Here is a 17940-nt window from a genome sequence, read left to right as displayed (position 1 = left end):
ATACAAGTCATTTTTCTGTCGCCAGCATCATTTGCTTTTATTTTCAGCACCTTGGGTGTTTTTTGGCTGGTTTTACCTTTGCATGCTGCTAAGCTGAGGTACCTTGTTTGCTCAGGAGCCCTGTTATGCCCCTGTTTCTTATTTTTTTACTCTGGTGGTCTCCCGCTTATGCCGACAGCCGTGCTACACCTGAAGCCGCCACCGGCTGGCAAAACAAGCCGCTGGTGCAGACACAGCAGGCGATGGTGGTGACGGCCAATTCTCATGCCAGCCGGGCAGCGCAACAAATGCTGGAACGGGGTGGCAGTGCGGTAGATGCCATGATAGCCGCCCAGATGGTACTGACGCTGGTGGAACCACAGTCATCCGGACTTGGCGGCGGCGGTTTTCTGGTGCATTGGCAGCAAGAGAAACAGCAGGTAACAACGCTGGACGGTCGGGAAACCGCCCCGCTGGCTGCTTCACCTGAATTGTTTATTGATGAACAGGGTAAGCCTCTTGAGTTTATGGACGCCGTGATCGGCGGCCGCTCAGTAGGCACACCGGGCACGGTAATGCTGATGTGGCAGGCCCATCAGCGTTTTGGCTCCCTGCCCTGGCAGGACCTGTTCACTCCCGCTATTTCTCTTTCTTTGAATGGTTTTGAAGTATCGCCCAGACTGGCACAACTGATTACTAAAAACCGTGACAGTCTGCAGCAGGATCCTCAGGCCAGGGACTATTTCTTTAACGAAAAGGGCGAACCGCTTACTGCCGGACATCATCTGGTTAACCCATTACTCGCCGCCATACTGACGCGGCTCAGCATAGAGGGACCTTCTGCTTTTTATGAAGGAAAAATTGCCGGTCTGATGGTCGACAAGGTCTCAGCTGCCAGCAACCCGGGCCCCCTGACGCTTGAAGACCTGGCCCAGTACCGTGTTCAGGAACGTCCGGCGCTGTGTTTTCCTTATCGTCAATACAAATTATGTGGCATGGGTCCACCCGGCTCCGGAACGCTTGCGCTGGGGCAAATTCTGGGCATGCTGTCTCACTTTGAGCTGAGCAAGATGGGGCCGGCCTCACCTGCGGCCTGGCGGCTGATTGCCGATGCTTCCCGCCTGGCGTTTGCCGACAGAGCACGTTATGCCGCCGACAGTGACTTTGTGCCCGTGCCGGTTGAGGCACTGCTGAGTGCAGACTACCTTGCTGATCGAGCCGGGTTATTAAAGGCATCAGCACAGGCGCTGTCTGAGGTAAAGGCCGGCCAGCCAACAATACAGCCGGCTCCGCCGGCAGATACCTCACCGGAACTGCCATCGACGACCCAGATAAGCATTATTGACGCCAAGGGTAATGCCGTTTCCCTCACCTCTACCATTGAAAACGCCTTTGGCTCCCGGCTGATGGTACAGGGATTTCTGCTTAACAATGAACTCACCGACTTTGCCTTTGTACCCGAGCAAAATGGTGTGCCGCTGGCCAACCGTCTGGAGCCGGGCAAACGTCCTCGCTCCTCCATGAGCCCCACCCTGGTGTTTGATCAACATAACAAACTGCTGATGGTGCTCGGCTCTCCCGGAGGCAGCAGCATTATCGGCTATGTTCTGCACACCCTGATCAGTGTACTCGACTGGGGGATGGATATTCGTGAAGCAGTACACCAACCTCATGTATTACACAGAGGAGGACAGCTGGAAATGGAACCATTTGGCCGTAACCGGGCACTGCAGCCGGCCATGGCAGCATTGGGCTATAAGCCCCGTTTTAACGAGCTTAACTCGGGCCTGCATGTGATTATGCGACAGGGTAACCAGCTGCAAGGCGTGGCGGATCCTCGTCGGGAAGGCACTGCCATACCCGCAAATCTGCTGCCTGAGCCAGGTGTGTCAGCCGGCCCTTAACGTCTGAGCCAGTAAAGAAGTCAGTGCTGTTTTTTATTTAAGAACTGGCTCGCTATGCCGATAAGTAACTAACAAAATGCGACAAATATATTAAGCATCCTAATGAACAGAAGAAATCAGCACGTTATCGATGAAGAAGTAACCTACAGCGAGCAGGAGCAGCTGGTATCTACCACCGATAAACGCGGTGTGATTACCTACGCCAATGACATTTTCTGCAAAGTGGCCGGCTTTACTGCTGAAGAGTTGCAAGGGAAAAACCATAATATTGTACGCCATCCTGACATGCCCAAAGCTGCCTTCAAGGACCTGTGGGATCGTATGGAACAGGGACAGGCCTGGCGCGGAGCCGTTAAAAACCGCTGCAAGGATGGCCGCTATTACTGGGTGGATGCCTATGTGACTCCTATTTACGAAAACGGCAAGGTCACCGGCTATCAGTCGGTGCGTACCAGGCTGGATCCGGCAGTGCGTGCCCGTGCCGAGAAAGCCTATGCCAGTCTGCTGGCTGCGGAAAAAAGTAAGCGCAAAAAACCGGCCGTCAAGCTGACTGCCCTGAGGCCCTGGATAAGCAGTGCCGTTATGCTGGGCCTGTTGGGCGGTGCCTGGCATTATGGCGGCTTGTCCGGTCTGGTATGGAGCCTGCTGCCTCTGGCCTGGCTGGTGCTGAACACCCGCAACCAGCTGTTTTCCAGCACGCGTTTCTTTCAAAATCTGCACAAGGAATATGACAGCCTGTCCCGGCTGGTTTATTCCGGCAACGAGCCTCATTCCATTGCTGATTACCACCTTGGCCTGTGGCAGGCGCGCTCCCGCACTATTTTAGGCCGGGTGGATGATGCGACCGGCTCCCTCAAATCTCTGGCTACCAGCATGATGCAGGCCATGAGCAGTGCCCGTAACGATCTCAGCCGCCAGGACAGCGATACCCATCAGATTGCTGCCGCTATTGATGAGATGTCGGCCACGGCCAATGAAATTACTCAAAATACTCATAAAGCCGCCCAAAATGCCGAAGAGGCTCAGAATCAATGCTATCTGACTCAAAACCAGCTGGAGCAGACACGACAGAAGATAGTAGAGCTGGCCCGGGAGGCGGAGCAGGCTGCTGAGGCCACAGTGGCACTGTCAGAAGAGTCCAATCGCATTGGTACCTTGATGACAGAAATTCAGGGTATTGCTGATCAGACCAACCTGCTGGCACTGAATGCCGCCATTGAAGCGGCCCGTGCCGGTGAGCATGGCCGTGGCTTTGCGGTGGTGGCCGAAGAAGTGCGTGCCCTCTCCACACGCACCCATGGTGCCACCGAACAAATTCAGACCAGCATCAGCCAGATCCAGCAAACTCTGGCCAACTGGCGCACCATGATGGATACCAACCGGGCACACAGCCAGGAATGTGTGAATGCGGCTGAAGCCGGCACTGAAAGTCTGGGGCGTGTGGTTCAGGAAATTGACAATATCGCCGGCTTCACCGTGGAAATTTCAACTGCGGCAGGCCAGCAGCAACAGGTGGCAGAAGAGATCAGCCGTAATGTCCATCAAATATCCGAGACCTCCTCAGCCAATCTCAACACCATTACTCAGGTAGAAGACTCCAGCCGGGAACTGCTGGCGCGCTCTCAGGGGCTGAATAATCTGAGCCGCACCTTTTCCTGATATGAGCATGACCGGCAAGCAGGCCATATTATCGGTGCTGGCACTGGTTCCTGCCGGTTATGTGGTCAGTTATGGTCAGCTCGCAGATCTGGCCGGTCTGCCCGGACGGGCACGGCTGGCCGGCACTGTGCTGCGCCGGGCCGATACCTCTGCCCTGCCCTGGCACAGGGTAGTGGCGTCTTCGGGGCATATCAGCCTGCCGGCGGACAGCCGGGAAGCGCGTGAACAAAAAGAGCGGCTGCTTACGGAAGGTGTTGTCTTCAGGGGCAATAAGGTTGATATGAAACAGCACCAGTGGCGACCCGATCTGGGTGCGCTGCTGGTGCTGCTTGATCAATAAGGTTACTCAGCTCTTTCAAGCAAATCGCTTACATGTACCTGAAAGGGAATGGTCTCGTCTTCCCGCTGCAGCAATACCACCTCATTGTTTACATCCACCTCCAGTACATAGCCCGACCCTTCGGTGGTGTAACAAATCATGCCCGGCCTTACTTCACGAATATCCATATTCACTCCTGTTCAGGCAGTGCCTGAGATGATTGCACCCAACTCCTTGTGCGAAACATACGAACAACAGGCGGCCTTGGGGTTACTTTTTACCTTTCTGATGTTGCTGCCACTTGCCATCCACATAATGCGCAGTCCAGCCGGTCGCTTTTTTATTGACCTCTGTCATCACATATTGTTCCTTGTTTTTACGGCTGAAGCGCACCACCGCCTTGTTACCATCCGGATCTTCGACAGGTGCCTCGGCCAGATAAAGGAACTTGGATGGCAGCCGGTCTTTAAAGCGTACCAGCTCTTCCACCAAAGGCGCACGGGTTTCCCGGGATTTGGGAAAATTACTGGCGGCCATAAAAATGCCGGCGGCACCGTCGCGCAGCACAAAGTAGGCGTCAGACTGAGTGCAGGGCAGCTCGGGCAGGTGCACCGGATCTTCCTTGGGCGGCGCTACTTCACCGTTTTTCAGGATCTTGCGAGTATTTTTGCACTCGTCATTGGTACAGGCCATGTACTTACCGAAGCGGCCGGTTTTAAGCTGCATTTCACTGCCGCAGCGATCACAGTCAATGACCGGGCCTTCATAGCCCTTGAGTTTAAACTGGCCCTGTTCCAGCTCATAACCGTCACAGTCCGGATTTTGACCACACACATGCAGCTTGCGCTTGTCATCAATCAGATATGAATCCATGGCAGTACCGCACTTGCCACAGCGGCGCTTGGCACGCAGCGCATCGGTTTCTGCCTCTTCATCGTTGGCCAGCACAAATTCGTCACCGGGAACCAGATTAATAGTCTGCTTGCAGCGTTCCTTGGGCGGCAGCGCATAGCCGGAACAGCCCAGGAACACGCCGGTGGTGGCAGTGCGAATACCCATTTTGCGGCCGCAGGTAGGGCAGTCGATATCGGTCAGTACCATTTCATTGGCACGCATACCGCCTTCTTCTGCCGGCTGTTCGGCCTTTTCCAGCTCTTCACTGAACTCGGCATAAAAGGCATCAAGCACCTGGGTCCAGTTCAGTTTGCCGCCGGCAATTTCATCCAGCTTGCTTTCCATCTGGGCGGTAAAGTCGTAGTTCATCAGCTCGGCAAAACTTTCCTGCAGCCTGTCGGCCACAATCTCGCCCATTTTTTCAGCATAGAAACGACGGCTTTCCACTTTGACATAGCCTCTGTCCTGAATGGTAGAGATGATGGAGGCATAGGTAGACGGACGGCCAATGCCACGCTTTTCCAGCTCCCGCACCAGGGCCGCTTCGGTAAAACGTGCCGGCGGCTTGGTAAAGTGCTGTTTTGGCGTCAGCTCATTCAGGGTGAGGGTTTCACCCTGCTGCACCGCCGGCAGCTCGGTATCTTCACCTTTGCGGCTTTGGGGCGTGAGCACGCGGGTCCAGCCGGCGAAGCGCAGAATACGTCCCCGGGCTTTCAGCTCATAGTCACCGGAGGTGACCGTAATGGTGCTGCTGTCGTATTTCGCCGGCGTCATCTGACAGGCCACAAACTGACGCCAGATAAGATCGTAAAGTCGCTTGGCATCAGCCTCCATGCCATCGAGCTGCTCCGCAGACAGAGTGACGTCGGACGGACGAATGGCTTCGTGGGCTTCCTGGGCGTTAGCCTTGGCACCGTAGACATTGGGTGACTCGGGCAGATAATCCCTGCCGTGCTGCTGCTCAATAAAATCACGCACCGAGGCCACCGCTTCCTGACTCAGGTTGGTGGAGTCGGTACGCATATAGGTGATGTAACCGGCTTCATACAGGCGCTGGGCCAGCATCATGGTGCGCTTGACACCGTAGCTTAGCCGAGTGCTGGCTGCCTGCTGCAAAGTTGACGTAATAAAGGGGGCCGGCGGCTTGCTCTGGGTGGGTCTGTCTTCCCGGCTGGCCACGGTAAAGGTACCCGCACGCAGCGCATCCACCGCTGCCATGGCGTCGGCCTCATTGGTGGGCCGAAACTCCTTGCCCTGGTATTTGGCGACCATCATGGACAACGCCAGCTTTTGTTCATTGCTCAGCGCAGCCTGAATATCCCAGTATTCTTCAGGCACAAAAGCCTTGATTTCCCGTTCTTTTTCCACAATCAGCCGCACCGCTACCGACTGCACCCGGCCGGCCGACAAGCCTCTGGCAACCTTTTTCCACAACAGTGGCGATACCATATAGCCCACGACCCGATCGAGAAAACGACGGGCCTGCTGAGCATTTACCCGGTTCAGGTTCAGCTCCGACGGCTGGCTGAAAGCATCCTGAATGGCAGATTTGGTGATCTCATTGAACACCACCCGCTTGAAGCGGCTGTCATCACCACCAATCAGCTCCTTCAGGTGCCAGGCAATGGCTTCTCCTTCGCGGTCCAAATCCGTTGCAAGGTAGATGGTGTCAGCCTTTTCGGCCAGTGCCTGAAGCTCATTGACCACCTTTTCCTTACCCGGCAATACCTGATAGTTGGCCTGCCAGCCGTGCTCAGGATCAACCCCCATACGGGCGATCAGCGCCTTGTGATCCTTTTCCTTTTTCAGTCGGGCCTTTTCTTCCGGGCTCAGACTTTTGGTATCGGTTTTGCGCGCGGCCGGCTTTTTACCATTGGCTGAACCGGCGGTCGGCAAGTCCCGAACATGGCCGACACTGGATTTGACCACATAGTTCCTGCCCAGGTACTTGTTGATGGTCTTGGCTTTGGCGGGCGATTCCACAATAACGAGAGATTTGCTCATAAAGCGCGTTAAAATCCTTAAGGTTCGGCCCCGGTCGGGCGGGTCTGTGGCACGGTAATGACGGCTGTATAAGTGATATCGTCATAAAAAGCAAACCAGCCGGGCGCGGGCCTGAAAAAAATTCAGTGAATTTATATTTATTTATTAACGCCCTCATAGAGACAGGAATCAACTGCTTTTTTATTCAGGTCGCCTGTTCGCCCGCTTTTTATGCATCATTATTCCTGCCCCTGGTGGCTTTGTCACATTTGAGTTACAACCTTGATAAAAATCTAAATATAATGGCAGTGCGCAGCATCTTTTATTGGTCAACGCCAGGATTTCAAGGAGATTATCATGATTGAACAGGAAGCGAACTTCGATGGTCTGGTAGGTCCCACTCATAACTATGCCGGACTTTCATGGGGTAATGTGGCATCCAATCGTCATGCTAAAAGCATGTCGCATCCGCGGGAGGCCGCCCTGCAGGGACTGAGCAAAATGAAGGCCCTGGCCGACATGGGGCTGGTGCAGGGAGTGCTGGCTCCGCAGGCCCGCCCCGACACAGACACACTGCGCCGGCTGGGCTTTGCCGGCACTGATGCACAAGTACTGGACAGCGCCTTTCGTGAGGCCCCCCATTTGCTGGCGGCCTGCAGCTCCGCATCAGCCATGTGGACCGCCAACGCCGCCACCGTTTCACCCGGTGCCGATACACTTGATGGCCGCGTGCACTTTACTCCTGCCAATCTGGTTAACAAGTTTCACCGCTCCATTGAGCATGAGGTGACTGGCCGTATATTGCGCAGTGTGTTTGCCGACGAAGCCCATTTTTGTCATCACCAGGCCCTGCCCGCCCATGACGACTTCGGTGACGAAGGCGCTGCAAACCACACCCGGCTGCATAATGAGCAGGGCCACGGGCTTGAACTATTTGTCTATGGCCGCCGGGCCCATCAGCCCGGGGCACCGGCACCGCGCCGCTTTCCTGCCCGCCAGACACTGGAAGCCTCACGGGCCGTGGCCCGCCTGCATGGGCTGAGTGAGTGCAAGACGGTTTTTATTCAGCAAAACCCTGCAGTGATTGATCAGGGTGTGTTTCATAATGACGTCATTGCCGTGGGTAACGGCAATGTGCTGTTTTACCATCAGCAGGCTTTTCTTGATACTCAGGGCATGCAGGCAGAAGTGCGGCGCAAACTGCCCGATACTGAGCTGCATTTTATTGAAGTAAAAAATGACGAGGTGCCGGTGGCAGATGCGGTAAAAAGCTACCTGTTCAATACGCAGCTGGTTACCCTGAAGCCAGGCCATATGGCGCTGATTGCGCCCACAGAGTGCGCCGGCACGCCCAGCGTAAACGCCTATCTTAAGCGGTTGCTGGCCATGAATACCCCCATACGGGAAGTGCGCTTTATGGACGTAAAACAAAGCATGCAAAACGGGGGCGGCCCTGCCTGCCTGCGCCTGCGGGTGGCCATGAACCGGGCCCAGCTGAATGCGGTAAATCCCGCCTGCCTGATGAATGATCGCCTGTATGGCCGCCTTACCGGCTGGGTACAGCGCCATTACCGCGACAGGCTGCACCCGAACGATCTGCGCGATCCGGCGCTGCTGGAGGAATCCCGCGCGGCTCTGGATGAACTCACCCAAATTCTTGAACTGGGATCCGTGTACCCGTTTCAACGGTAAACTGCAGGGAATAGGGAATGGCCACTAATCCCTATTCCCTGAATTAAATCAGCTGAAGGGCCGCTGCCCCGCCTCATAGAGCTTCATCAGTGCCCGGCTGACACCCATTTCTGCCGCCTTGCCAAACTTGTCCTTCAGGCTTTGTTTGGGCTTAAAGTTCAGACTGATAATGCGTTTATCGCTACTTTGCGCCAGCAGGTAATCGCTGCTGGTTTGCAATGAGTCCACCAGCCCCAGTGCCTGGGCATCGCTGGCCAGCCAGTGTTCGCCGGTCGCCACCCGATCCAGATCCAGCTTGGGACGGTTGTCGGCAATAAAGGCCTTAAAACGCTGATGGATTACTTCCAGCTCTTCACGGAACTTGGCCCGGCCATGATCATCGTTTTCACCGAACAGTGTCAGGGTGCGCTTGTATTCGCCGGCCGTGTGCAGCTCTACGTCTATATCCCGGTTTTTCAGAAATTTGTTAAAGTTGGGCATTTGCGCCACCACACCAATGGAGCCCACAATGGCAAAGGGAGCGGCAATAATACGCTCGGCCACACAGGCCATCATATAACCGCCGCTGGCAGCAACCTTGTCTACCGCCACCGTCAGCTTAAGGCCATGGCCCTTCAGTCGCTGCAACTCTGCAGCACCCAGGCCGTAACCGTGCACCACGCCGCCACCAGACTCAAGCCGCACCAGCACTTCGTCTCCGGGATCTGCCAGCTGCAGCAATGCCGACACTTCCTCGCTCAGCCATTTCACTTCATGAGCATCCATACTGCCCTTGAAGTCGAGCACATAGAGCCGCCGACGCTGATCGCCCTGCTTCTTTTCGGTTTTATCCGCCTTTTGATATTCCTGTTTCAGGGCCTTGCGTTCGGCATCGGTGACGGCGGTTTCCATGCGCAGGCGACGGGCCTGCCGGCGTAATGCTGCGCTCACATCTTTAATGTTCACACCGTCGCTGCTCTGCTTTTGCCTGGCTGCCGCCGCCAGCGCAATCACAACCCCCAGAGCAGCCACCCAGGTCAGAGCCTTGGCTGCGAACAGACCATATTCGTATAAAAATTCCACATTACTCTCCTTATGCAGCTGAATGGCGTTATTCTGACAGCCCCAAACAAGAACACCAATCGGCTTTTTTGCTTTCCGTGCTGGCATCAGGATGCAGAGTCTGGTTTGATCGGCACACACTGAATTTCTGTACAGAGAACAAGGTCCATGCTTGATTATCAACCCTCACCCGATTTGCTCAAGAACAAGGTCATTCTGGTGACCGGTGCCGGCGACGGCATAGGCCGGCAGGCAGCACTCAGCTATGGTGCCCACGGGGCCACCGTCATATTGCTGGGCAAAACCGTCAAAAAGCTGGAAGCCGTTTATGATGAGCTGCTGGCTCAGGGCAGTCCGGAGCCCGCTATCATTCCTCTGGATCTGCAGGGGGCAACCAAACAGAACTATCAGGACATGACCGCCACTGTGCGCCAGCAGTTTGGCCGCCTTGACGGTGTGCTGTTTAATGCCGGCCAGCTGGGTGCCCTGGGTCCTTTTGAAATGATTGGCGAGGATGAATGGGACCAGGTAATGCAGGTAAACCTCAAGTCTCAGTTTCTGATGACCCAGGCACTGCTGCCACTGCTGAAAGACAGCAAGCCTGCTTCCATCGTGTTTACCAGCTCAGGGGTAGGCAGACAGGGCCGGGCCTACTGGGGCAGCTATGCCATTTCCAAATTTGCCACCGAAGGCATGATGCAGGTGCTGGCTGCTGAGCTTGCGGATACCGGCGTGCGCGCCAACTGTATTAATCCGGGAGCAACCCGCACGCACATGCGGGCGCGCGCCTTTCCCGCCGAAGCGCCGTCTAGCCTGCGCTCGCCTGCCGACATTATGGGGCCTTACCTTTATCTGATGGGCAGCGACAGTGAGACAGTGAACGGCCGGTCTCTGGATGCGCAGACCGACAGAGTGTCCGGCCAGCCCAGAGCCTGACATACCTGTTCCGCTGCTGCTACACTGACTCTGGCATAGGTTCATTCCGAACAGGACTATCATTAACGCTGAGGCCATGGTTCGGCCTCATGATGGCAATGCCAAGGCAGGCATTATTATGTATCGTCCCAAAAGCACAGTTGAGCAATGGCGTATTTTTCAGGCGGTGGTTGACCACGGTGGTTACGCCCAGGCCGCCGAAAAACTGAATAAAAGCCAGTCATCTCTGAACCATGCGGTGGCAAAATTGCAGCAGGCGCTTGGTCTTTCTTTGCTGGAAGTTCGCGGTCGCAAGGCCTGCCTTACTCCCCAGGGTGAGGTATTTCTGCGCCGCTCGCGCAAGCTGACCCAGGATGTAGAAAGCCTGGAGCGACTGGCCGATATACTGGCAAGCGGCTGGGAGCCGGTGCTGCGTATTGTGGTAGAAGCGTCTTTGCCCCGCGCTCCCTTGTATCAGGCCCTGGCTGAATTTCGTACTCAGTCACGGGGCTGCCGCATTCATCTGGTGGAAACCCAGCCTTCTGGCTGTCAGACCGTGATCAGACAGCAAGCAGCCCATATGGTATTTGCCTCCAGAGCTTATCCGAATCTCACCTCCCTCCCTCTGGCCACCACCGTTTATGTGCCCGTCGCCGCCCCCAATCATCCGCTGGCAAATATCAAGGGCGTGGGCCAGACCGAGATGGAGCAACAACTGGAGCTGATGCTGGCCGATGGCAGTGAACAGGAAGAAGGCTGGGCCAGGGGTGAGCAGCGCTGGATTATTCATCATTTACACGATGCGCTTTCACTGCTGCGCCGGGGAGTCGGCTTTGCCTGGCTTCCTTCGGATGTGGTGCAGCCCATGGTGAATGACGGCATTCTGGTACAACTGCACATGGCCAATCAGGCATTGCGCAAACGTTTTACACACCTGGTACTGCCCGGTACTGTTCCTCCCGGCCCCGCTGCCAGCCTGCTGCTGGGTCTTATTCGCAAACATTACGATGATCAGGCCCAACCTGAGGATGTGCTCTGATTGTTGCCAGCACGCGCCGGCTTCCTTATGCTCTTGGACTCGCAGTAGACAAGGAAACCTCATGTTTGATTTCGATCAGTGGATAGACCGCCGCCCTACCCGTGCGCTCAAGTGGCTGAAATATGAAGGCACCGATATTTTGCCCATGTGGGTTGCCGACACCGAGTTCAAGGCACCACCTGCCGTGATAGACGCGCTGAATGAGCGGGTAGAACACGGTATTTTTGGCTATAGCCGCCCTACTCCGGCGCTGACCGAACTGATTATCGAGCGCTGCCGCGAGCGCTATGGCTGGAACATTCAGGCCGACTGGCTGGTCTATATGCCCGGCGTGGTACCGGCACTGAATCTGGCCTGTCAGACCTTCAGCGAGCCTGGCAGCAACATTCTGATGCCCAAGCCCATTTACTACCCCTTTTTACATGCTCCCGGCTTTCATGGCCGAAAGGCGGCGCACGTCGAAATGGTGGAAAAAGACGGCCGCTGGCTGTTGGATCTCGACTCGCTCGAGCGTCAGGCCAAAGACAGCGAGTTGCTGCTGTTCTGTAACCCGCACAACCCGGGCGGTACCATTTACACCACCGAAGAGCTTGAAGCCATCAACGACATTGCCAAACGGCATGATCTGATCGTCTGCTCTGATGAAATTCACTGTGACCTGTTGCTTGATGAAGGCAAGTCTCACGTGCCTTATGCTGCCATCAGTGAGGACGCCGCCGATCGCAGCGTGATCCTGATGGCACCGAGCAAAACCTTTAACATTGCCGGCCTGTGCTGCTCTTTTGCGGTGGTGCCCAATGCCGAGCTGCGCACCCGCTTCACCCGCGCCGCCCGGGGTATTATGGCCGATGTTAACCTGCTGGGCTTTGTGGCCGCCGAAGCCGCCTATGCCGACGGCGAAGACTGGTTGCAGGCACAGCTGGAATATTTGCGTAAAAACCGGGATCTGCTGGTGGAGCGCCTGAACGACGTGCCCGGTGTGAAGGTACTGTCACCGGAAGCCACTTATCTGGCCTGGGTGGATATCAGCGCCCTGCAGCTGGACGATCCTATCGGTTTCTTTGAGCAGGCCGGCGTGGGCCTGTCTCCCGGCGGCCAGTTCGGCGGCAGTGACTTTGTGCGGCTGAACTTTGGCTGCCCCCGGGCCATGCTTGACGAGGCCTTGCACCGTATGATTGCAGCCATTAATAATCGTTAACTCAAAGGCCGGCTTGAGTCCTTCTTTTATCTCGCCTTTTCATACAATTTTTTGCTATCTTTGAATAGCTTAGCTAAACATTCAAGCACGACCATTGAATCCAAAGACAAGGAAAGGAACTATGTCGATTAAAAAAACCATCAGTGGCGCGGCCGCGGTCATGACCCTGGGGCTGGGTGCCGGTGTATCCGGTGCTATGGCAGCCGACCAGAGTTTTATCACCATTGGTACCGGTGGTGTTACCGGCGTTTACTATCCTACCGGCGGTGCGATTTGCCGTCTGGTAAACCAGGGCCGTGCCGAGCACGGTATTCGCTGCTCAGTAGAAAGCACCGGCGGCTCCGGCTATAACCTCAACTCGCTGCGCTCCGGCGAGCTGGAAGTGGGTGTGGCCCAGTCGGATCTGGAATATCAGGCACTGAACGGCGAAGGCCCCTTCAGCGAGCAGGGCGCGTATGAGGATTTGCGCTCTGTGTTTGCCCTGCATGGTGAAGCCCTCACCATAGTGGCCCGCCAGGATGCCAACATTAAGAACTTTGAAGATCTCAAAGGCAAGCGGGTCAACATAGGTAACCCGGGCTCCGGCCAGCGCGATACCATGGAAGTATTGCTGAAAGCCTATGGCTGGACTCACGATGACTTCAGCCTGGTGTCCGAGCTGCGCCCCGCCGAACACGGCCAGGCCCTGTGTGACAACCGTATTGATGCTTTTGTGTATGTAGTAGGTCACCCGAACGGCTCCATCAAGGAAGCCACCACCGCCTGTGAAGCCAACCTGGTATCCGTGAGCGGTGAGGTGGTCGACAAGCTGGTCAGCGACAACGCCTATTACCGTTACATTACCATTCCCGGTGGCGAATACACCGGCTCCGATGAAGACGTAAAAACCTTTGGTGTGGGTGCCAACCTGGTCACCAGTGCCAAGGTGCCGGAAGCGCAAATCTACCAGCTGACCAAAGCCGTGTTTGACAACTTTGATCAGTTTGTGCGCCTGCACCCCGCCTTTGCCAACCTCAAGAAAGAGGAAATGGTGAAAGATGGTCTGAGTGCCGAGCTGCACCCAGGCGCCCAGAAATACTACAAGGAAGCAGGTCTGATCGACTAAATCAGCCTTGTACCGGGGAAGCCTGCTTCCCTGTTCTGGTCAGGAAACCACCGGGGCGGCAAGCCAAGTTCTTGCCGCCCCGGTTTGCTGTTTACCCTGACATTCGGAGGAAAACACATGTCTCAACCACCTCAGGATAACACTCAGCAAACGCTGGATGAGATGCTGGCTCAGGCCGATACCGGCGGTCGGCATCCTACCGGTGCGGGTCACTGGACCCTGCTGCTGGTACCGCTCTGCTGGGCACTGTTTCAGCTGTGGTACGTATCACCCCTGCCCTTTATGTTTAATATCGGTATTTTCAACGATACCGAAGCCCGCTCCATTCATCTGGCCTTTGCGGTGTTCTTGTCCTTTACTGCCTTTCCGGCCTTAAAGCATTCTCCGCGAGACAGAATTCCCCTGCACGACTGGCTGCTGGGTCTGGCCGGTGCCTTTTGTGCCGCCTATCTGTTTTTGTTTTATCGTGAGCTGGCCAGCCGGCCGGGCCTGCCCATTATGCAGGATCTGGTCGTGGCCTGCACTGGCATGCTGCTGCTGCTGGAAGCCACCCGCCGGGCCCTGGGTCCGCCACTGATGGTGGTGGCCGCCATCTTTCTGTTCTACACCTTTGCCGGCCCCATGATGCCGGACGTGATCGCCCACCGCGGTGCCAGCCTGGCGCGCACCGTGACTCACCAGTGGCTGACTACCGAAGGGGTGTTTGGGGTGGCGCTGGGAGTCTCTACCTCCTTTGTGTTTATGTTTGTATTGTTTGGCTCTTTGCTGGAGCGGGCCGGAGCCGGCAACTACTTTATCAAGCTGGCCTTTTCCATGCTGGGGCACCTGCGCGGCGGTCCGGCCAAGGCAGCAGTGGTGTCGTCGGGTCTGTCCGGGCTGGTATCAGGCTCATCCATTGCCAACGTGGTCACCACCGGCACCTTTACCATACCGCTGATGAAGCGGGTGGGCTTTCCGGCCACCAAAGCCGGTGCGGTGGAAGTGGCCGCTTCTACCAATGGTCAGCTGACCCCGCCCATTATGGGGGCCGCCGCCTTTCTGATGGTGGAGTATGTGGGTATCTCCTATATAGAAGTGATCAAGGCGGCGATTTTGCCGGCACTCATTTCCTATGCCGCCCTGATTTACATCGTGCATCTGGAAGCGGTAAAAGCCGGTATGCAACCGCTGCAGCAACGCCGCAAGGTTACTATCGCCCAGCGTCTGTTCGGCTTTATGACCATTACCGTAGGCATGCTGCTGCTTTCTGCCGGCATCTATTATGGTATTGGCTGGACCAAAACCCTGTTTGGCCCGCTGGCCACCTGGGTGCTGAGCGCAGTGGCACTGGTGACCTATATTGCGCTGGTGGCCTGGTCTGCCCGACTGCCGGATCTGGCCATTGACGACCCGGACAGCCCGGACATTCATATGCCTGAGCCCGGCCCTACCTTTAAGTCGGGCATGTATTATCTGCTGCCCATCGTCGTGCTGGTGTGGTGTTTAACGGTAGAGCGGTTATCTCCGGGGCTGTCGGCATTCTGGGCCACCCTGTTTATGATGTTTATTGTGGTCACGCACAAGCCGCTCAAGGCCCTGTTCCGCAAGCAACAAACAGAAGGTCTGCTCAAGGAAGGCAGCTTTGATCTGTTTATGGGACTGGTCACCGGTGCCCGCAACATGATTGGCATTGGGGTAGCCACCGCTGCTGCCGGTATCGTGGTCGGCACAGTCACCCTTACCGGCATTGGTCTGGTGATGACGGAGTTTGTGGAGTTCATCTCGGGCGGCAGCCTGCTCCTGATGCTGATCTTCACGGCGGTCATCAGCCTGCTGCTGGGCATGGGGCTGCCTACCACAGCCAACTACATCGTCGTATCTACCCTGATGGCACCGGTGATCGTGAATCTGGGCGCTCAGCATGGACTGATAGTGCCGCTCATTGCCGTGCATCTGTTTGTGTTCTACTTCGGCATACTGGCAGACGATACACCGCCGGTAGGGCTGGCCGCCTTTGCTGCCGCCGCCATTGCCAAATCCGATCCGATAAAAACCGGTATACAGGGCTTTACCTACGATATTCGTACCGCCATTCTGCCCTTTATGTTTATTTTTAATACTCAACTGCTGCTGCTGGGGATTGAAAGCTGGGGCGGATTACTGCTGACCATTATCAGTGCGCTGGCCGCCATGTTGTTGTTTGCCGCCGCCACGCAAGGGTTCTGGCTGGTTAAAAGCCGCAGGTGGGAAACCCTGGCGCTGCTGCTGGTGGCCTTTACCCTGTTCCGGCCGGGTTTTTTCTGGGACAAACTGTTTCCGCCCATGGCGCAATATAACGCCAGTCAGTGGGAGCAAGTGGTGGAAAGCCTGCCGGCGAACGAGTCCATTATTCTGCAGCTGGGAGGAAACAACCTGTTTGGCGAGCCGGTCAACAAAATGGTGAAACTCAATTTTGATGCAGATCTCACCAGTGCCAGTGAACGTCTGGCCAGCACCGGTATCAGCAGCCTGCGCACCGAAGGTGACAAAATACTGATTGATATGGTGGATTTTGGCAGCCAGGCAGAGCGTCTGGGGGTAGATTTTGATCTGGAAGTGGTGTCGTTACAGCGTCCGTCCGACCGCCCCGACAAGGAATGGATGTTTGTGCCGGCACTCTTGCTGGCAGGCCTGGTGGCCTGGACTCAGCGCCGCCGCCAGAAAGCATAATCACAGCAATAATAACGCCGGCCACTGGCCGGCGTTTGATTTACAGAGGTGCCTTGTTAACCGCGCTGAGCGCTTCATTTACAGCAAATATCCGACCTCGAATGCCGGTAACTCCTGCCTCTTCAAGGCGGGCTGTATGCTTTTTCAGATATTGCTGCGCGCTGACTTCATTCTCAAACAGATAAACTCCTCCGGCTTGCTCATGAGCCGCATTTTCTGTCCATATTTTCCAGATAAAACCAGGCTCTTCATTAATGGAGTGCGCCAGTCCTGCCATGGCCTGAGCCATCTCCTGGTCAAAAGGCCCGCTAAAAGGAAAATCAACCTGCAGTATGGTTTTCATCTAACCCGCTCCCACGCATATAAAAGAAACCACTAATATAATACGTTTCTGCCAGAATAGCGTCAGCAACAACAAAAAAGCCCGCTGCTAATGCAGCGGGCTTTTTAATGTGGCGGAGGAGGTGGGATTTGAACCCACGGTAGGCTATTAACCTACGCCGGTTTTCAAGACCGGTGCATTCAACCACTCTGCCACCCCTCCAGTGCTGCGGATCATACTGTGATCCGCTTCGTGCTGTAAAGGGCTTGGTAATCAATTGCTTTCTAAATCATCACTTTGCATACTTTTTGAGACGTTTTCTGCGCGTTGGTTTAAAAAGTAATCTCGCAGGAACTGCTCATCCAGCGGAGACAAGTCAAAGTGCCGGCTGGCTGCGGCAATCGATTCTTTATTGATTGCCGGTTGCCCGGTCAGCCAGTGCAGCGCCTTGCGCAGCGACTCATGTTCACTCATCCCTGCTCTCCTTCATAAGTTATGCACTTTTTTCATGGATGATGACTTTTATTTTTTATGCATTACAAATACAATTTAGTAGCTTGCTTTATAAGCATATCTTATAAAAACGATACAAATCACGAGGTCTCCATGCATTTGAAACACCGCTTGCGTGACGCAACCCTGGCCGGTGCAGCAGCTTTTGTTGCCGTTATCTGCCTGAGCTACCTGAAGGACTGGACTCACTTCATGGTGCTGAGTGCCCCCATGGGTGCCACCCTGGTGTTATTATTATTGTTGCCTTCAGCGCCGCTGTCGCGTCCCAAGCATGTGATTCTGGGTCACCTTTTAACCACCTGCATTACCGTGGCTGGCCTTGAGTTTATTCCTGATCCCACCCTTGGTCTTGGCATTTGCTTTGGACTGAGCATTACCATGATGGTGCTTACCGACACCCTGCATCCCCCTGCCGGTGCCAACCCCATTCTAATTTACCTGTCTGCGGCTCACCTGACCCCCATGGACTTTATTCTGCCCACTCTGGCCGGCACCCTGTTTATGGTAGGTTTTGCCAGTGTCTATCATTATGTGTTTACCCATCGCCGCTATCCGTTTGGTCCCAAGACGATTTACCCGAAAAATCATGTGGTTAAGGAGCAGCAGCAGACTGCCAAGGAATCACAGGCCACCGAGCCGGCAGTAAAAACCGACTAGTCCCAAAGAAGCCGCAAGGCTTCTTTTTTATA

The 17940-nt window shown here is 55.4% G+C and carries 15 protein-coding genes and 1 tRNA gene; 10 read left to right on the top strand and 6 right to left on the bottom strand.

Features of this window, described 5'->3' with window-relative positions; all coding sequences use genetic code 11:
* Positions 1-125 precede the first annotated feature (125 nt).
* From ggt to R0I78_RS11390, 3 genes are all read left to right on the top strand, one after another.
* Entirely contained in the window at positions 126-1883 is a 1758-nt protein-coding gene (gene ggt / locus R0I78_RS11400; protein ID WP_317075391.1) for a gamma-glutamyltransferase, read from the top strand.
* Positions 1884-1985: 102 nt separating this feature from the next.
* Complete coding sequence (locus R0I78_RS11395) at positions 1986-3542, top strand: PAS domain-containing methyl-accepting chemotaxis protein (protein WP_317075390.1); 1557 nt, start codon at positions 1986-1988, stop codon at positions 3540-3542.
* Between the two features lies 1 nt (position 3543).
* Positions 3544-3882, top strand: coding sequence for an MGMT family protein (locus R0I78_RS11390; RefSeq protein WP_317075389.1), 339 nt, complete (start codon positions 3544-3546; stop codon positions 3880-3882).
* 2 nt (positions 3883-3884) lie between these two features.
* On the opposite strand, the gene R0I78_RS11385 is transcribed toward R0I78_RS11390, so the two are convergent.
* Positions 3885-4049, bottom strand: a complete 165-nt coding sequence (locus R0I78_RS11385) for a hypothetical protein (RefSeq protein ID WP_019935729.1) — start codon at positions 4047-4049, stop codon at positions 3885-3887.
* Between the two features lie 82 nt (positions 4050-4131).
* A complete protein-coding gene (gene topA / locus R0I78_RS11380) occupies positions 4132-6759 on the bottom strand; it encodes a type I DNA topoisomerase (RefSeq protein WP_317075388.1) in 2628 nt (875 codons plus the stop codon).
* A 336-nt stretch (positions 6760-7095) separates the two neighbouring features.
* On the opposite strand from topA, the gene astB reads away from it, so the two are divergent.
* Positions 7096-8430 carry an N-succinylarginine dihydrolase gene (astB, locus tag R0I78_RS11375; protein ID WP_317075387.1) on the top strand — a complete coding sequence of 445 codons (1335 nt, stop codon included), beginning with the start codon at positions 7096-7098 and terminating at the stop codon, positions 8428-8430.
* A gap of 48 nt (positions 8431-8478) precedes the next feature.
* Here the strand turns inward: astB and sohB are convergent, their stop codons facing one another.
* Positions 8479-9492 carry a protease SohB gene (gene sohB, locus R0I78_RS11370; RefSeq protein ID WP_317075386.1) on the bottom strand — a complete coding sequence of 338 codons (1014 nt, stop codon included), beginning with the start codon at positions 9490-9492 and terminating at the stop codon, positions 8479-8481.
* 147 nt (positions 9493-9639) lie between these two features.
* On the opposite strand from sohB, the gene R0I78_RS11365 reads away from it, so the two are divergent.
* From R0I78_RS11365 to R0I78_RS11345, 5 genes are all read left to right on the top strand, one after another.
* Positions 9640-10407: a YciK family oxidoreductase gene (locus R0I78_RS11365; protein WP_019935725.1), complete on the top strand. Its 768-nt coding sequence runs from the start codon at positions 9640-9642 to the stop codon at positions 10405-10407.
* Positions 10408-10483: 76 nt separating this feature from the next.
* Positions 10484-11425 (top strand): LysR family transcriptional regulator, encoded by a 942-nt coding sequence (locus R0I78_RS11360; protein WP_019935724.1) that lies wholly within the window; start codon positions 10484-10486, stop codon positions 11423-11425.
* 61 nt (positions 11426-11486) lie between these two features.
* Positions 11487-12623, top strand: coding sequence for a MalY/PatB family protein (locus R0I78_RS11355; protein ID WP_317075385.1), 1137 nt, complete (start codon positions 11487-11489; stop codon positions 12621-12623).
* Between the two features lie 121 nt (positions 12624-12744).
* On the top strand, positions 12745-13728 hold the full coding sequence (locus R0I78_RS11350) for a TAXI family TRAP transporter solute-binding subunit (protein ID WP_317075384.1): 984 nt from the start codon (positions 12745-12747) through the stop codon (positions 13726-13728).
* 117 nt (positions 13729-13845) lie between these two features.
* Positions 13846-16416 (top strand): TRAP transporter permease, encoded by a 2571-nt coding sequence (locus tag R0I78_RS11345; protein ID WP_317075383.1) that lies wholly within the window; start codon positions 13846-13848, stop codon positions 16414-16416.
* Positions 16417-16456: 40 nt separating this feature from the next.
* On the opposite strand, the gene R0I78_RS11340 is transcribed toward R0I78_RS11345, so the two are convergent.
* From R0I78_RS11340 to R0I78_RS11330, 3 genes are all read right to left on the bottom strand, one after another.
* Positions 16457-16759 carry a monooxygenase gene (locus R0I78_RS11340; protein ID WP_317075382.1) on the bottom strand — a complete coding sequence of 101 codons (303 nt, stop codon included), beginning with the start codon at positions 16757-16759 and terminating at the stop codon, positions 16457-16459.
* 110 nt (positions 16760-16869) lie between these two features.
* Positions 16870-16960: transfer RNA gene (locus R0I78_RS11335), tRNA-Ser, on the bottom strand.
* A gap of 51 nt (positions 16961-17011) precedes the next feature.
* On the bottom strand, positions 17012-17212 hold the full coding sequence (locus R0I78_RS11330) for a hypothetical protein (RefSeq protein WP_019935719.1): 201 nt from the start codon (positions 17210-17212) through the stop codon (positions 17012-17014).
* 132 nt (positions 17213-17344) lie between these two features.
* On the opposite strand from R0I78_RS11330, the gene R0I78_RS11325 reads away from it, so the two are divergent.
* Entirely contained in the window at positions 17345-17908 is a 564-nt protein-coding gene (locus R0I78_RS11325; RefSeq protein ID WP_019935718.1) for an HPP family protein, read from the top strand.
* Positions 17909-17940 lie beyond the last annotated feature (32 nt).

The organism is Oceanimonas sp. CAM02 (assembly GCF_032842915.1).
Classification (GTDB): domain Bacteria; phylum Pseudomonadota; class Gammaproteobacteria; order Enterobacterales; family Aeromonadaceae; genus Oceanimonas; species Oceanimonas smirnovii.
This window is presented reverse-complemented; position numbering and strand designations above follow the sequence as displayed.

What these genes read in the sequence shown, in the direction of transcription:
- astB (WP_317075387.1), top strand. Translation starts at nt 7,096, where the DNA reads ATGATTGAACAGGAAGCGAACTTCGATGGTCTGGTAGGTCCCACTCAT.
- R0I78_RS11350 (WP_317075384.1), top strand. Translation starts at nt 12,745, where the DNA reads ATGTCGATTAAAAAAACCATCAGTGGCGCGGCCGCGGTCATGACCCTG.
- R0I78_RS11330 (WP_019935719.1), bottom strand. Translation starts at nt 17,212, where the DNA reads ATGAGTGAACATGAGTCGCTGCGCAAGGCGCTGCACTGGCTGACCGGG.
- R0I78_RS11345 (WP_317075383.1), top strand. Translation starts at nt 13,846, where the DNA reads ATGTCTCAACCACCTCAGGATAACACTCAGCAAACGCTGGATGAGATG.
- topA (WP_317075388.1), bottom strand. Translation starts at nt 6,759, where the DNA reads ATGAGCAAATCTCTCGTTATTGTGGAATCGCCCGCCAAAGCCAAGACC.
- ggt (WP_317075391.1), top strand. Translation starts at nt 126, where the DNA reads ATGCCCCTGTTTCTTATTTTTTTACTCTGGTGGTCTCCCGCTTATGCC.
- R0I78_RS11325 (WP_019935718.1), top strand. Translation starts at nt 17,345, where the DNA reads ATGCATTTGAAACACCGCTTGCGTGACGCAACCCTGGCCGGTGCAGCA.
- R0I78_RS11355 (WP_317075385.1), top strand. Translation starts at nt 11,487, where the DNA reads ATGTTTGATTTCGATCAGTGGATAGACCGCCGCCCTACCCGTGCGCTC.
- R0I78_RS11360 (WP_019935724.1), top strand. Translation starts at nt 10,484, where the DNA reads ATGGTTCGGCCTCATGATGGCAATGCCAAGGCAGGCATTATTATGTAT.
- R0I78_RS11385 (WP_019935729.1), bottom strand. Translation starts at nt 4,049, where the DNA reads ATGGATATTCGTGAAGTAAGGCCGGGCATGATTTGTTACACCACCGAA.
- R0I78_RS11340 (WP_317075382.1), bottom strand. Translation starts at nt 16,759, where the DNA reads ATGAAAACCATACTGCAGGTTGATTTTCCTTTTAGCGGGCCTTTTGAC.
- R0I78_RS11395 (WP_317075390.1), top strand. Translation starts at nt 1,986, where the DNA reads ATGAACAGAAGAAATCAGCACGTTATCGATGAAGAAGTAACCTACAGC.
- R0I78_RS11390 (WP_317075389.1), top strand. Translation starts at nt 3,544, where the DNA reads ATGAGCATGACCGGCAAGCAGGCCATATTATCGGTGCTGGCACTGGTT.
- R0I78_RS11365 (WP_019935725.1), top strand. Translation starts at nt 9,640, where the DNA reads ATGCTTGATTATCAACCCTCACCCGATTTGCTCAAGAACAAGGTCATT.